The following is a 597-nucleotide window of genomic DNA, read 5'->3' as shown; positions in this document are numbered from 1 at the left end:
GTCCACAGCTGGGCAGCGATGCCGTAGGCGGCGGCGACCTGTGAGCCGTAGGAATTGACGATGCCCATCACCGTCAGTGCCGCCGCCGAAATGACGATCATCTGCAGACCCATCGGCACGCCCTTGACGACGACGATGCGAAGCAAGGTGGGATCGGGCCGCAGCAGGGCGAGGTTGGCGCCGGCCAGCCGCAGCGGATGCTTGCGCACATAGAGCACGATCAGGATGGCGATCACGCTTACCGTCTGGCCGATCAGCGTGGACGTGGCGGAGCCCGCGATGCCGAGTTCGGGAAACGGTCCGATGCCGCGGATGAGCAATGGGTTGAGCACGATGTCGAGGACGACGGCCAGAGCCATGAAGAAGAAGGGCGTGCGTGAATCGCCGGCACCGCGCAGCACGGTCATGACGAAGGACAGAAGGTTCATCATCGGCACGGCGACGAAGATGATGCGCAGATAGGAGCGCGCGAGCGGCAAGGCATCGGCCGGTGTGCCGAGCGTGTTGAGAATGGCGTCGACCCAGATCCAGCCGCAGACCGCGAAGATAACCGAGACGAGGAAGAAGAACGTCGCGCTGGTGCCGACGATGTGGCGC

General features: G+C 64.3%; 1 protein-coding gene. It reads right to left on the bottom strand.

Annotated features, from left to right (window positions below; all coding sequences use genetic code 11):
* Positions 1-597: MATE family efflux transporter (locus EOC06_RS38320; protein ID WP_206631399.1), on the bottom strand; the 597-nt coding region annotated here is incomplete at both ends.

The sequence above is a fragment of the Mesorhizobium sp. M7A.F.Ca.MR.362.00.0.0 genome (genome assembly GCF_004023175.1).
Taxonomy (GTDB): Bacteria; Pseudomonadota; Alphaproteobacteria; order Rhizobiales; family Rhizobiaceae; genus Mesorhizobium.
The sequence above is the reverse complement of the archived record's forward strand: the minus strand, read 5'-3'. Positions and strand labels throughout refer to the sequence as shown.